The sequence below is a fragment of the Fusobacterium ulcerans genome (assembly GCF_003019675.1).
In the GTDB taxonomy this organism is placed as follows: domain Bacteria; phylum Fusobacteriota; class Fusobacteriia; order Fusobacteriales; family Fusobacteriaceae; genus Fusobacterium_A; species Fusobacterium_A ulcerans.
In genome coordinates this window covers 326,492-341,702 of the sequence record NZ_CP028105.1, presented here as the reverse complement: position 1 = coordinate 341,702, position 15,211 = coordinate 326,492, and the positions used below count along the sequence as shown (strand labels likewise).

The window sequence follows — 15,211 nt, the reverse complement described above, 5'->3', positions numbered from 1 at the left end:
TTAATTCACCTTTAAATTCCATTCCCATGCAGTTCTTATAATATCTTTTACATCAGTATAATAAGGTTTCCATCCAAGTTCAGCTATAGCTTTTTCACTTGAAGCTATAACACAAGGAGGATCTCCAGGTCTTCTTGATGTAATTTCTGCTGGGATATCTATTTTAGTTACCTCTCTTGCAGCATTAAGCATTTCAAGAACTGTAAAACCACTGCCATTTCCAAGATTATATATACCGCTTACATTTTCATCTAATTTTTTGAGGGAAAGTATATGAGCTCTTACTAAATCTACAACATGAATGTAATCTCTCACTCCAGTTCCATCTTTAGTATCAAAATCATTTCCATAGATAGAGAGCTTAGGAATAGTTCCTTTAGCAGCTTTTAATATAAGTGGGATAAGTGCAGTGATTCCTTCACCCATCTGACCTATATCATGCTTTTCATGAGCTCCACCTACGTTAAAATATCTGAATATAGAATAATTTAATCCATAAGCTTCAGCACAATCCATAATAATTCTTTCAGACATAAGTTTACTCATTCCATAAGGATTGATAGGATCTTTTGAGTGGTTTTCATCTACAGGTTCAGGTTCTTTTACATCTCCATAAACAGCTGCTGTAGAAGAAAAAACTATATTTTTAATATTATTTTTTCTCATTGATTCCAACAGACACATAACAGTATAAGTATTGTTCATATAATATTTATTGGGTTCTACAACGCTTTCAGGAACTTTTATATATCCTGCAAAGTGCATAACAGCATCTATTTTGTTTTCAGTAAATATTTTATCCATCATATTACTATCCTGAACATTTCCATGATAGAATTTTGCTCTTTTATCTACAAGCTTCATAAAACCATTTTCCAAACTATCTATGACAACAACAGAATAACCAGAATCAAGAAGTTCAGCCGCAGCATGACTTCCTATGTATCCAGCCCCTCCTGTAACTAAAATATTTTTCATAAGGACCTCCTAATAAACTAGTATCAACATATTATAACATTAAAAAAAGTAAGTTTGAATGGTAAATTTAGATATATTTTCTAGGGGTCAAAATATTGTCAGGGATAGACACTTTTTTATTGAACATTTTTATGAAACTTCCATTAAAAAAAAGCATAATCACTGTTCCTATTCCAATACCTTGAAGAGATTTATTGTAAGCTCCAAAAAGAAGAGCTATAACAAATGGAACACCCAGATATACATAATTTGCTTTTTTCATATCAGGAATGAGATAGTCATTGACAGTTTTTAAAAACTGGTCAAAAGGATTCATAGCTATGTTAAGTCTGAGATAGACAGATATTCCACAGCTGAGTACAAGATTTCCAATTATGAAAAAAAGTATTTTAGAAATTATATGCTCAGGATGCACCCATGAAAATACATTTAAAAAGAAATCAAGAAATTTTCCAAATATATATGCTACAAAAAAAGAACCAGCAAGTTTGAAAATTTCAAATTTTTTACTTATAAAGATAATAGGTATAAAAACTAAAAAATTGAGAATAATGGTACATATACCTATCTGAAGAAGAAAAACTTTTGACATTCCTATACTTGCAGCAACCCAAGGGCCGCTTCCAATATCGCCTTTGATTAATAAAAAATTACCAAACGCATTTACAAAAATTGAAAAAATCCAAAGTGCATATTTCTTGACCATATTCAAATTCATTCTTTCCCTCACTTATTAAAATAAAGTATATTCCCTAATTTTTGATTATAGCATAAAATATCAACTATATCAAAAGAAAAAGAACATATCAAAATTTATTTTTGATATGTTCTTATAGTTGAATGTATATTTAATATATTTTAATATTGAGCTTCTGAAAGAACTTTGTCTTTTCCAAATTCTTTATCTAAAATAAGTGAAATATTTACTTCAGCATCTGTATTTAAAGCAGCTCTTATTTCATCTGCTATATCTTTAGCCACATCGTTATAAGCTTTTTTATTAAATTCTTTCCAGGCTCTATCAGTGAAAAGACTGTCAGTTTCTATAACGACAAAGGGTGTTCCATTAACTACTCCTATATCAATATCATCAATTTTTAATTTATGTGTACCATCAGTGATATAAGAATGTTTCAATTCCATTTTTTCTTCTAATAAATCAAATGTATTATCTCCTCCAGCAAAAGCAAAAGAAGACATAACCAGCATTAATCCTATAAGCTGTTTTTTCATAAATGTACCTCCAAAGAATTAAAAGTAGTATTCTAAAAAATTCAGGTTAGGCCATAGTTCTGCAAAATCAAGCTTGATTATAGGAATATTAGTATTTATTTTACCATTGTCAAGAGTTAGAATCAAATCTGGTTTGATATTAGATGAGAAAAAACAATCCAGTTCATAACTAGAGATTATAGTTATGTTATTTATCTTATAAAAGTTTTTAAGATATTTCGAGACAAGTTTTCCTAAAAAATGTTTTATGGAATTATCTATTATCAAAATACTTTTTCTGCTTGTTTTAGAATCATCAGATTTCAAAATATGATTTTTTAGCAGTAAAGTGATGAAAAGAAGATCATCAGTATGAAACTGCCTAAATACTTTTTTAGTAAATTCATCTACAACTTCAAAAATATCTTCACATGATTCAGGTACATGAGAGATTTTCTTTTGATGCTGACTTATATTAAATTCAGCCTTATAATTAGAAAGGGTAAATGAATATGAAAGTATCATCAAAAAATTCTCATCAATAGTAAAATTAATATTTAATTTTTCTTTTAAAATAGAAAGAAATTCTTCAATCTTTGGTTTTAACTTATACTCTCCTTTATAAGTTTCAATGTCTGAATCAAGAAAAACAGATATGATCTGGTCAGTTTCATAATCTTCAATAGGTATATGGATATTGTTTAATAGTTTTTCTTTAAGATTCTGATATTTTGGAGAATGGGAATTATTTTCTACTTTTAAAGAATCATCCTTGAAATTTTTCCTTAATTTTCCAGATAGTATGATGCCTATAACGTAATAGAAACTTTCTGGAGGCAGAGTAATATTTATATCTCTTGTAACCTCCATGAGCATCCTATCTATTAAGGATATACTGCAATTTTCATTAAACACCTTTAAGAATTTTTGAAATATTTTATTAATATTTCCTTTTTTTATCAACAGCTTTTCTATAAACTGACTAAGAAGCTGCCTCATGTCAGCTTCTTTTCCAACTAAAGTAACCCCTTTTCCAGCTACTGGAATGAGTCCAATATCTTTTTGTAAAAAAAATTCTTTTATATCTATCATATCATAGTTGAGAGCTCTTCTTGTTATTCCAAGTTCTTCAGCTATTGGATTTAATGTTATAAGGTTATCTGTAAGTAGTTTTAAGATAATATACTCTTTTCTCTCTTCTACAGTGATAACTTCTTTGGAAATAAGATGAGATATCAATCTAAAATCCTTGTTTTTAATGTAGTAAACACCATTGTTTTCTACTAAAGAATTTAAATCATTGCTTTCTAAAAAAGATTTAATTGTTTTTATGTTGTTTGCTACAGTCCTATTTGTTATGGAAAAAAAATCTGCAAGTTCATCAATTGTAAACTTATTCCCAGTGAGGAATAAGTTAATAATTTTAAGAGAACGTTTTGTTAAAATCATTAGAACACTCCTCTAGTTTTTATATTATATTTTATTATAGGAAAAAATTATGAAAATTAAGTGACAAAAGGAAAAAAATATGGTAGTATCTATACATAAATATATATAGTTAAAAAAAGAGGTGGTTATAATGGCAGCTAAAAAAAATGAAGAAGTAAGTAAGGAAAAAGCATTAGATCTGGCTATAAAACAAATATCAAAAGAGTTTGGAGATGGATCTATAATGAAACTTGGAGATAATCTAAGTATGCATGTAGAAGTTATTTCAACTGGGAGCTTGAATCTTAATATGGCACTAGGTGTAGGGGGGGTTCCTAGAGGAAGAGTAATTGAAGTATATGGAGCTGAAAGTTCAGGGAAAACAACAATAGCTCTTCATATAGTGGCAGAGGCACAAAAGGCTGGAGGTATAGCAGCATTTATAGATGCTGAACATGCTTTGGATCCTGTGTATGCCAAAGCTTTAGGAGTAGATGTAGATGAACTGTTAATATCTCAGCCAGACTATGGAGAACAGGCTCTTGAAATAGCAGATATGCTTGTAAGATCAAACGCTGTAGATATTATAGTAGTGGATTCGGTAGCTGCTCTTGTACCAAAAGTAGAAATAGATGGAGAAATGGGAGATCAGCAGATGGGACTTCAAGCAAGGCTTATGTCAAAAGCTTTGAGAAAACTTACTGCATCGTTAAATAAATCAAAAACAACAATGGTATTTATAAATCAGATCAGAGATAAAATAGGTGGATTTGGATTTGGACCTCAAACTACAACTACTGGAGGAAAAGCTTTAAAATTCTATTCATCAGTAAGATTGGAAGTAAAAAGAATAGGTTCTGTAAAGCAAGGTGATGAAGTAATAGGAAATGAAACTGTTGTAAAAGTTACTAAAAATAAGGTAGCACCTCCATTTAAAGAAGCTTCATTCCAGATAATGTATGGAAGAGGAATAACTAGAGTAGGAGAGATAATGGAAATAGCTTTGAGCAATGATATAGTTGCAAAATCAGGAGCTTGGTTCAGTTTTGGAGATATAAGACTGGGACAGGGTAAAGAGAATGTGAAAGCAAGACTTGAAGCAGAACCGGAATTATTTGAACAGATAGAGAAAAAAGTACTTGAAATAATTGAAAAAGGCGAATTAGGTAATAAACCTTCTAAAAAGAAGCCTACAGAAAGTACTGAATCTGATGAAAGTGACGGATTGGATTTTGATGGAGAAAATGAAGGAATTATTGAAGAGGACATATAATTTTTACAGATAAAGATAGGAGCTGTTTTATGAAGATATTTAAATCTGGCAGAGGAAATTATTTATATGCTGAAGTTTCTCTTTGGGCAAGAATAAAAAAATGGTTGAGAAAAAGTAGAAAATGTAATAAAATATTATTATAAGATAAAAATTATGTTTTTAAAATTCAAAACCCCAAGAGGAGATGAGGTATATGGAAAAAATACTTTTAAAAAATGGGAAATTTGTTTTGGCAAATAGAATTGTTTCAGGAGATTTATTAATAATAGATGGTAAAATAAAAAAAATAACAGAAAAAGAAAATCCATTATATGAAAATGGAATAGATTTAAAAGGAAAATATGTAGTACCTGGATTTATTGATGCACATATCCACGGGGCATATGGAGCAGACGCTATGGATGGTACTGTGGAAGCATTAAAAACTATTTCATCATTTGTAGTGAAACATGGAACTACTAATTTTCTAGCTACAACTCTTACAAGTACAAAAGAAATATTGAAAAATGTTTTGGAGAAAGTAGCAGAAGTACAAGATAAAGAATTAGACGGAGCAAATATATTTGGAGCTCATATGGAAGGACCTTATTTTGATATACAATATAAAGGTGCTCAAAATGAAAAATATATGAAGCCAGCTGGTATAGAAGAAATAAAAGAATATTTAAGTGTAAAACCGGGACTTGTAAAATTATTTTCATTATCACCTAAAGATGAAACTACACTTGAAGCAATCAAATTTTTAAAAGAAAATGGTGTAGTGGTATCAGTAGGACATTCAGCTGTAAATTTTGATGATGTGCAGAAAGCTATAAAAGCTGGATTAAGTCACTCAACACATACATATAACGGAATGAGAGGATTTACTCACAGAGAACCTGGAGTAGTAGGGGCAGTATTAACTAATGATGCTGTAATGGCAGAAATTATATTTGATAAAATACATGTACATCCAGAAGCAGTAAGACTTTTGTTAAAAGCAAAAGGTGTAGATAAAGTAGAATGTATTACAGATGCTATGAGTGCAACTGGACTTCCTGATGGAAATTATAAACTTGGAGAACTTGATGTTTATGTAAAAGACAGTCAGGCAAGACTTGTAGGTAATGATTCACTGGCTGGAAGTGTACTTACTTTAGATAAAGCATTTAAAAATGTTATTGAATTAGGATACAGTATCTTTGATGCAGTTAAAATGACAAGTACAAATGCAGCTAAAGAATTTGGACTTAATACTGGAGAGATATCAGAAGGAAAAGATGCAGACCTTGTTGTATTAAATGACGATTATTCTGTTGATATGACTTTTGTAAAGGGCAAATTAAAATATCAAGCTTAAAAAAATAAAAAATAATATAAAAATACAATTCATTTTGATGATCTATTCTTGAAAAGAACCTGGTTTTGATTTTGGTGACAAAAAAAGTTCTTGACAAAAATAAGAATAACATCTACAATAGACATGAATAAAATAGATCCGGTAGGTAAGGCTACTACAGGGATATGGGTTGCTGCCGCAAAATAGTGGAGACACTATGCGTTGGTTTGAACAGGCGATATCGAAACCAAGGTATCATCTAATGCAACTTCACCGCCCTGTAGAGTTAAAGCTCAAACGGTGGCGTAAATCATATTATAGTGATTTTTGTATTTTGGGATATTTTCCCATACCATTGTTTTTGCTTTGGTATGGGATTTTTTTATTAAAAATAATTTTTAGAAAATAGCGAGGTGAGAAGGATGGACACGGGAAATAGTAACAGTACAGACCTGAAAGGGCAGAGTATGAGCAGAATAGATGAGGCTGAATGTCCATCCTTCTGCTCTGTAAAAATATATAATATATAATCTTTGTTCTTTCAGCTATGTTCTGCTGCTTTCAGAAACTTATTAGAAAGTAAAGGAGGAACAGACCAATGATGAAAGAAAAAATGAAAAAAACTAATCTAAGAAAAATCACAGAAAAATCAGTCCACAGAGACGAGGTAAATGTAAGAATGGAATATGCAGCAAATAATGATACTGCTGACATATTAAAGAGATTAGGAAGTACAGTAAAAGGGATAGCAAAGGAGAGAGTAAAATTTTCTAAAGAAAAGTATGGAAAAAATAAGGTGACACAAGGAAAGAAAAAATCTCTTTTCAAAAAGATATGTGATGCTTTTATAAATCCTTTTACAGCAATACTTTTTTGCTTAGCAATAGTATCTGGAATAACAGATATTATTCTTCCTATTTATCATAATACTCCTGAAGATATAGATATTATGACTGTAACAATAATTTTAACTATGGTACTGATATCAGGAGCACTTCGTTTTATACAAGAGGCAAGAAGCAATAATGCAGCAGAAAGGCTTCTTGAAATGATTACCACTACTACATGTGTAGAAAGACTGGAAGATGGAAAAAAAGAGATACCTCTGGAAGAAGTTGTAGTGGGAGATATAGTCCATCTTGCAGCTGGAGATATGATTCCAGCAGATATGAGAATAATTGAAGCTAAGGATTTATTTATTAGCCAGTCGGCTTTAACTGGAGAAAGTGAACCTTTGGAGAAAATACCAGAGGTATCAAAAGAAAAAAAGGAAACTCTTACTGAGTATAATAATTTGGCATTTATGGGAAGTAATGTTATCAGTGGGGCAGCTACTGGAGTAGTAATTTCTGTTGGTGATGATACTATATTTGGTTCAATGGCACAATCAATATCAGAAGAGCCGGTAGTTACAAGCTTTGAAAAAGGTGTAAACTCAGTTTCATGGGTGCTTATCCGTTTCATGCTGGTAATGGTTCCAGTGGTATTTTTTATTAATGGAATAACAAAAGGAAACTGGATACAGGCTTTTCTTTTTGCAGTATCAATAGCAGTAGGACTTACTCCTGAAATGCTTCCTATGATAGTGACTACTTGTCTGGCAAAGGGTGCAGTATCTATGTCAAAGAAAAAGACTATAGTAAAAAATCTTAATTCTATTCAGAATTTTGGAGCTATGGACATTCTTTGTACAGATAAAACTGGAACTTTGACACAGGATAAAGTAGTATTGGAATATCATATGGATGTCCATGGAAAAGAGGACAGCCGTGTTCTTCGTCATGCTTTTCTTAACAGCTGGTATCAGACAGGGCTTAAAAATCTCATGGATGTATCTATAATTCAAAGGACAGAAGAGGAAAGCAGAGAGGATGTTTCTTTAAGAAAATTAAATGAGATGTATAAAAAAGTAGATGAGATACCATTTGATTTTTCTCGTCGTCGTATGACAGTGGTTGTTGAAGGCGGTAATGGAAAAACACAGATGATTACTAAGGGAGCAGTAGAGGAAATGCTTTCTATATGTAAATTTGTGGAATATAAAGGAAAAGTAGAACTTTTAAATGAGGAATTAAAAAAAGATATACTTCAAACAGTAGATAATTTAAATGAAGATGGAATGAGAGTTATAGCAGTAGCACAAAAAACAAATCCATCTCCAGTTGGTGCTTTTGGAGTGAAAGATGAATGTGACATGGTTCTTATAGGGTACCTTGCTTTCCTTGATCCGCCAAAAGAGACGACTGCCAGAGCTATACAGGCATTAAAAGAATATGGAGTAACTACTAAAATTCTAACAGGGGATAATGATAAGGTTACAAGAAGTATATGCCAAAAAGTGGGACTTAAAGTAGAGAAGATACTTTTAGGTTCTGACTTAGAAAAAATGAGTGATTATGAATTAGGAAAAGCAGCAGAAAATATAAGCGTCTTTGCAAAACTTTCTCCTGATCAAAAAGCTAGAATAGTGAAAGTACTTCGTGACAATGGACATACTGTTGGATTTATGGGAGACGGAATAAATGATGCAGCTGCTATGAAGGCAGCAGATATAGGAATATCAGTGGATACAGCAGTGGATATTGCGAAAGAATCAGCAGATATTATTCTTTTGGAAAAAGATCTTATGGTGCTTGAAGAGGGAATAATAGAGGGACGTAAAACATATGCCAATATGATAAAATATATAAAAATGACAGCTTCATCAAATTTTGGAAATATGTTCTCAGTACTTGCAGCAAGTGCTTTCATTCCATTTTTACCTATGATGAGTGTACAATTAATATTTTTAAACTTGATTTATGATCTTTCTTGTACTGCTATTCCTTGGGATAATGTAGATGATGAATTTCTGAGAATACCAAGAAAATGGGATGCTTCATCTGTTGGAAAATTTATGCTATGGATAGGGCCTACAAGTTCAATATTTGATATAACAACATATCTTGTACTTTATTTTATAATATGCCCAATGTTTGTATCTGGAGGACTTCCTTATCATATGATTCCTGCATCAGATGAATCAATGAGAACTATGTTTATAGCTTTGTTTCAAACAGGATGGTTTGTTGAATCTATGTGGACGCAGACACTGGTTATCCATATGATAAGAACACCAAAAATTCCATTTATTCAAAGCAGAGCTTCATTATCAGTAACTTTCCTTACTTGCAGTGGAATATTGTTCCTTTCATTAATTCCATATACAAAACTTGGAGAGATGATAGGTCTTACAGTTCTACCAGCTGTATATTGGCCTTTCCTTATAGTTACAGTTATACTTTATATGGTATTGGTTACATTCTTGAAAAAGATATATGTAAGACGTTATGGAGAGCTTTTATAGAATTTAAAAAAGAGGATGCAGTTTTGGAATTGCATCCTCTTTTTGATAAGATATATTTTTTATTTTAATTCATTTATATCAAAAGAACTGAAATTTTTACCTGTGTCTTTTATTTTTTCTGTCATTTTAAATGTTTCATTTGAAAAAGTATTCATATTTTCTTCAATTTGATAAAGTTTTTCCTCATCAATGGAAAACTTTTTAAATAAGGTATCATGTATTTTATTTAAAATATAATTAAATTGAAATCCATTTTTAACTATATTTTTTTCTAAAGAAAGATTTTTGTTTTTTACTCTGTCTAAAAAATTATCAAATTCTTCCATACTTTTTCTGCAACATTCACTGGCAGACATTCCAGTATTCTGGTGAGAGGTAAAATTAGATATTCTTGAAGAGATTTCATAGACAAAATCAGCTATATACTCTATTTTTTCATAAGGGAGTATTTTTACTTTTCTCAAAGCTTCAATATATATATCTTCATCAATTCCTATTTCATGAGCTATTTTTCTAAATTTATCTTCATCTGGTTTCTCAGAAAGAACCTGTCCACAAAGAAAACAGCCAACTAAAGTATCTCCCATTATAATAGGGCTGGCAAAATCTATCAATCCTGCATGACATCTATAAACAATGGGCTTTTTTAGAGATTTCGCTTTTAATCCCCCATAAGCATCACAAAGCATGCATTTCTTCATTCCAATTTCTGTTCCTCTAGTATGTTTAATACAAAAATCGGAAAAATTGCTTGGTGTAGTTAAGGGGAGTCCATTTATATCTGTTATGACGCTTCCAATTCCAAACTCTTCTGCCAATCTGTCCTGAAGTATTTGAAAAAACTCAATATCTAAAAATTCTGGAAATTTACTATTTTTTTCTGAATTATTCATAAAAATATCATTCTCCTTATTTTAATATATAGCCAAAACCTCTTTTTGAAATTAAAACTTCATTTAAAATAGGAAGTTTTTTTCTTAATCTTTTTAAACACTGATCTACAGCTTTATCACTAATATCAAAATTTTCATTCCATACATTATCCAGAATGGTTACTCTTGTGAGCAAAAGTCCTCTATTTAGAATAAAATATGAGAGCAGTTCAAATTCATTTTTTGAAAGTACTATATTTTCGTTATTATAAGTGACAACTTTATTATTTAGAAATATTTTTATATTTTCATATTGTAAAAATTCTTTGTCCTTTGGTATTCTGCTGGTAAATTTTTTTATTCTTATAAGAAGTTCCTTAGGATCAAAAGGTTTCTTGATATAATCATCACAGCCTAATTCCAGATTTGTATTTACACTTTCCTGAGAAGTATCAGCAGTAAGTGCAAGAATAAATGGAGAACCATAAAATTCAGAATTTCCTCTTACTTCTTTACAAATGGAACTTCCACTTCCATCTGGTAATGATAAATCTAAAAGAATAATATTGGGAATATCCCTTTTAACTATTTTTAATCCCTCTGCAACTGATGAAGCTTCTAAAATATTGATATTTGCCTCCTCAGAAAGAATAACTTTCAGAAAGTCTCTTGTCTCCTCAGAATCTTCAATAATTAATAAGTTAATCATTATTATCACCTTTTTTTCCACTAAATGTAAAATATTCTAAATAACTGAATAAAACAGATTCATTAATAGGTTTCGTAATATAACCATCAAAACCATAGGGAAGATATTTTTCTTTATCTCCGATTATAGCTTGAGCAGTAAGAGCTATTACTGGAATATCCTTTAATTCAGCTTTTGATTTTATATGGGATATAGCCTGAACTCCATCCATTACAGGCATCTGTATATCAAGAAATACAATATCAAATTTTTGGTTATGTATCTCTTTTAAAGCTAGAAGACCATTTTCTACACAGATAACCTCTATCAAAGGTGATTCAAGTATAGCTTTTAAGAAGTCTCTGTTTTCTTCAACATCTTCTGCAATAAGAAGTTTAATTTTTTTATTCTTAAAATTTAAATATACATTGAAAAGATCGCTGTAGTCCAAAGTGTGCGTCATTCTTTCAAGCTCTTCAATGTGGGAAAGTATACTGTCAAAATTGATATGTTCTTTCTTTAGTTCATTAGAAATATTCTTTGATATGTCATAAATAAGAGTAAGATTGAGATTGCCATATGTTCCTAGTATAAGGTGATTGATCTCTCTTATTTTTTCCACATCCTGTTTTTTATAGGCAGACTTTAAATTTTTAAGTCTGATAGGAAACTTTAAGATGCTTTTTAATATTATAGATTTTATATTTTGGTTATTAGAATTTAAAATTTTTGTAAGGATAGCAGAGAAATTCTCATTTTTTCTATGAAAAATTTCAATAGGGATTTTCACTTTAAAAGTTGTACCTATTAAAACTTTACTTTCCACTTCAATAGTACCATTGAGTATCTCCACAAGTTTTTTTGTAATACTGAGTCCCAACCCTGCCCCAGAAGACTGTTTATTTATCTGGCCAAAACTTTCAAAAATATAGTTTATATTAGTTTTAGAAATTCCTATTCCACTGTCATATACATTGAAAGACAGATAAGAATCTTTTATATCAACTTCACATAAAACAAAACCTTTTTCAGTGTATTTGATAGCATTATGAATAAGATTTTTAGCTATTTCGTATATTTTCATTTTATCTGAGTAGATTATTACTTCATTGGCAGAAAACTCTATTTTAAATTTGATATTCTTGCTTGATGCAAGGGTGCTATGCTCATGATAGATATCTTGAAATAGTTCTTTTATATTGAAAGATTCATAATTTAAATCTACTTTTCCAGCTTCTATTTTAGAAAAATCTAAAAGTTCATTAGTGAAGTTTAAAAGCTTTACTCCAGAAGTGTGTATTATATCAAGTTTATCTTTAAGGGGTGAATCAGGAAATTCTTTAAGTAATAGACGAGAATAACCAATTATTGGAGTTAAAGGTGTCCGCATCTCATGACTTATTTTAGCTAGGAACTCATTTTTAGCTCTGTTTGCTGACTCAGCAATTTCTTTTGAAATAATCAGCTCCTTTGTTCTTGTTGCTACAATGCTTTCTAGATTTTTATTTAATAATCTCAGTTCTTCACTGAGAGCTTCAGCTTTTTCCTTCTCTCTTTTTATCTCTCCTTCTTTTACAAGAATATCCATAATATCTGTCTTAACTGATGAAAATACTTTATAAAAACAATCTTCCATGTTCATAAATTCGTTTTTTAAATCAACTATAAATTTTTCGTTAACCATTGTTATAGTTTTATCAAATTTTTCTAATGTATTATATATATTTAAAAGTGTAAATTTACTTATAAAGTTTGAGAATAGAAAAAAGATAAAAATAGATACAGCTATTTTTAGTATAGAAGTATTTTTTATGCTAGAAAGGTCAATATATTCCCTCATTAGAAAGAATATTATTATTAAAAATATAATAAAAGTAATAGTGTTTGAAACTGCTATTTTTTTATGAATTCTCATTGGTATCTCCTGATATCTGTTTTTCTAAGATATGATTTAAGATTATTTGTATTGAAAAAAAATAAAATGACATTATTGTGACAATTTAATTTAATAATATATTAATATTCTAAATATATCAACCATTTTTTTTAAAATCAGGAGGTAAAATTATGGAAATTTTTCAGGCAACCACTGAAATATTTGCCGGAATAGGGGTTGGAGAAGTTTTAAAAAATTTACAGTCTAGAAAGATTATTTTTATAACTGACTCAATGATGAGAAAAGTTGGTTTAGCAGAGAAAATAGAAAATATTTTAAAAAGTATGAATATTCAATATGAAATCTTTGATGGAGTAGAAGTAGATCCTTCACTGGAATCTATAAGAAAAGCATTGGATATGGTAATAGATTTTTCTCCTGAAATGATAATAGCATTAGGAGGAGGCTCTACACTGGATTCAGCAAAAGCAGCAGCATATTTTATGAAAAATACTGGGAAGGAAATACCTGTTTTAGCTGTACCAACAACTTGCGGTACTGGTTCAGAAGTAACTTCTTATGCAGTTATTACAGACAGAGAAAATAATGTAAAAATACCTATTAAAGATGATGGAATGATACCTAAAATAGCAGTGCTTGATCCAGAATTTACCAAGACGCTTCCTAAAGTAGTAGTTGCAGATGGAGGAATAGATGCACTTACTCATGCAATAGAGTCATATACTTGTAAAAGTGCAAATCTTTATACTCAAATATATGCAATGGCAGCAATAAGGGGGATATTTAAAAATCTTCTAAGAATGTACAGCAATATAGAGGATAGAGAAGCGAGAACAGAGATGGGAAAAGCTTCGTGTATAGCAGGATTTGCTTTTGAAAAATCAGGACTTGGGATAAATCACAGTCTGGCACACGCTATTGGAGGAAAATTCCATAAGTCTCACGGAAGATCAAATGGAACTATACTGCCATTTATAATAAGATTTAATTCTTCTGATGAAGAGACAACTAGAAGATATTATGAAATTGCAAAAGAAATGGAATTTCCATGCAGTACAGTAGCAGAAGGAGCAGAGAGTTTAGCAGTAGCAGTGGAAGTACTTAATAAAACTCTGGGAATACCCAGCTGTGTGAGAGAAATGGGAGTAGATGAAAAACAATATATGGAGCTTATACCAGAAATGGCAGAGTCAGCTTTAAAAGATATATGTACAAGTGGAAATATAAAAAAAGTCAGTTTAGAAGATATGAAAATTCTTCTAAAAAAAGTTTTTTAATGTATTAAAAAAAATTAAAGATGACATTTTTATGACATTTTATCTTTTTATAATCAAAATGATATGTAATATAAAACCTTTAAATACATAAAATAAATAAGGGGGTAAATTAATGCAAGAAAATTTAGTAGAAAAAATGATGGCAGAAGTAATGGAAAAACTGAAAGAAAAAAATAATAATTCAGGATGTGTTCCATCTAAAAAAGAATGTCGTTTAACAGAGTTTGTAGGAGTTACTACACATGGGGATGGAATTGGATTGGTAATAGCAAATGTTGATCCAGCTCTTCATGAGGCAATGGGAATAGATAAAAAATATCGTTCTATTGGAATAATAGGAGCTAGAACTGGTGCAGGGCCTTTCATAATGGCAGCTGACGAAGCAGTAAAAGCTACTAATACTGAAGTTATCTCAATAGAACTTCCTAGAGATACCAAAGGTGGAGCAGGGCATGGATCATTAATACTTTTTGGAGCTGAAGATGTATCAGATGCAAAAAGAGCAGTGGAAGTGGCAATAAATGCTGTAACTGAAAAGTTTGGAGATGTCTATGGAAATGATGCTGGACATATAGAACTTCAATATACAGCGAGAGCATCTCATGCTTGTAATAAAGCTTTTGGAGCACCTTTAGGAAAATCATTTGGAATAATAGTTGGAGCTCCAGCAGCAATTGGAGTAGTAACAGCAGATACTGCTTTAAAAGCTGCAAACGTTGAAGTATTATCATACTCTTCTCCAGCAAAAGGAACTAGCTTCTCAAATGAAGTTATACTAACTATCTGTGGAGATTCTGGAGCTGTAAGACAAGCTATATTAGCTGCAAAAGAAGTTGGAGTAAAACTTCTTGAAGCTTTGGGAGGACCTGCTCCTTCAGCAGCAACTCCATATATCTAGAAAGAGAACCATAATTAAAATGAT

The 15,211-nt window shown here is 30.6% G+C and carries 12 protein-coding genes and 1 riboswitch; of the genes, 5 read left to right on the top strand and 7 right to left on the bottom strand.

What is annotated here, in order from left to right; all coding sequences use genetic code 11:
- The 4 genes from galE to C4N20_RS01550 all read right to left on the bottom strand — a co-directional run bounded on the left by galE (window position 1) and on the right by C4N20_RS01550 (window position 3,639).
- Window positions 1–978 carry a UDP-glucose 4-epimerase GalE gene (gene galE, locus C4N20_RS01565; protein ID WP_005981574.1) on the bottom strand — a complete coding sequence of 326 codons (978 nt, stop codon included), beginning with the start codon at window positions 976–978 and terminating at the stop codon, window positions 1–3.
- A 67-nt stretch (window positions 979–1,045) separates the two neighbouring features.
- Window positions 1,046–1,696 (bottom strand): YczE/YyaS/YitT family protein, encoded by a 651-nt coding sequence (locus C4N20_RS01560; RefSeq protein ID WP_005981576.1) that lies wholly within the window; start codon window positions 1,694–1,696, stop codon window positions 1,046–1,048.
- Between the two features lie 140 nt (window positions 1,697–1,836).
- Window positions 1,837–2,211 (bottom strand): hypothetical protein, encoded by a 375-nt coding sequence (locus tag C4N20_RS01555; protein ID WP_005981577.1) that lies wholly within the window; start codon window positions 2,209–2,211, stop codon window positions 1,837–1,839.
- Window positions 2,212–2,229: 18 nt separating this feature from the next.
- Complete coding sequence (locus tag C4N20_RS01550) at window positions 2,230–3,639, bottom strand: BglG family transcription antiterminator (RefSeq protein WP_005981579.1); 1,410 nt, start codon at window positions 3,637–3,639, stop codon at window positions 2,230–2,232.
- A gap of 130 nt (window positions 3,640–3,769) precedes the next feature.
- On the opposite strand from C4N20_RS01550, the gene recA reads away from it, so the two are divergent.
- The 3 genes from recA to mgtA all read left to right on the top strand — a co-directional run bounded on the left by recA (window position 3,770) and on the right by mgtA (window position 9,555).
- Complete coding sequence (gene recA / locus C4N20_RS01545; RefSeq protein WP_005981580.1) at window positions 3,770–4,891, top strand: recombinase RecA; 1,122 nt, start codon at window positions 3,770–3,772, stop codon at window positions 4,889–4,891.
- A gap of 193 nt (window positions 4,892–5,084) precedes the next feature.
- A complete protein-coding gene (gene nagA, locus C4N20_RS01540) occupies window positions 5,085–6,230 on the top strand; it encodes an N-acetylglucosamine-6-phosphate deacetylase (protein ID WP_005981584.1) in 1,146 nt (381 codons plus the stop codon).
- Between the two features lie 130 nt (window positions 6,231–6,360).
- A riboswitch (M-box (ykoK) riboswitch) is annotated at window positions 6,361–6,522 on the top strand.
- A gap of 285 nt (window positions 6,523–6,807) precedes the next feature.
- Window positions 6,808–9,555 (top strand): magnesium-translocating P-type ATPase, encoded by a 2,748-nt coding sequence (gene mgtA / locus C4N20_RS01530; RefSeq protein WP_005981586.1) that lies wholly within the window; start codon window positions 6,808–6,810, stop codon window positions 9,553–9,555.
- A 59-nt stretch (window positions 9,556–9,614) separates the two neighbouring features.
- Here the strand turns inward: mgtA and C4N20_RS01525 are convergent, their stop codons facing one another.
- The 3 genes from C4N20_RS01525 to C4N20_RS01515 are packed head-to-tail and all read right to left on the bottom strand — an operon-like array spanning window position 9,615 to window position 13,030.
- Entirely contained in the window at window positions 9,615–10,448 is an 834-nt protein-coding gene (locus C4N20_RS01525; RefSeq protein WP_005981587.1) for a PocR ligand-binding domain-containing protein, read from the bottom strand.
- 16 nt (window positions 10,449–10,464) lie between these two features.
- Entirely contained in the window at window positions 10,465–11,136 is a 672-nt protein-coding gene (locus C4N20_RS01520) for a response regulator transcription factor (RefSeq protein ID WP_005981590.1), read from the bottom strand.
- A complete protein-coding gene (locus C4N20_RS01515) occupies window positions 11,129–13,030 on the bottom strand; it encodes a hybrid sensor histidine kinase/response regulator (protein WP_005981592.1) in 1,902 nt (633 codons plus the stop codon). Before C4N20_RS01515 ends, C4N20_RS01520 begins: the two co-directional genes overlap by 8 nt.
- A 152-nt stretch (window positions 13,031–13,182) precedes the next feature.
- Here C4N20_RS01515 and C4N20_RS01510 point away from each other — a divergent pair, with 152 nt between their 5' ends.
- Both C4N20_RS01510 and pduB read left to right on the top strand, forming a co-directional pair.
- Entirely contained in the window at window positions 13,183–14,289 is a 1,107-nt protein-coding gene (locus C4N20_RS01510; protein ID WP_005981594.1) for an iron-containing alcohol dehydrogenase family protein, read from the top strand.
- 112 nt (window positions 14,290–14,401) lie between these two features.
- Entirely contained in the window at window positions 14,402–15,187 is a 786-nt protein-coding gene (gene pduB, locus C4N20_RS01505; RefSeq protein WP_005981596.1) for a propanediol utilization microcompartment protein PduB, read from the top strand.
- Window positions 15,188–15,211 lie beyond the last annotated feature (24 nt).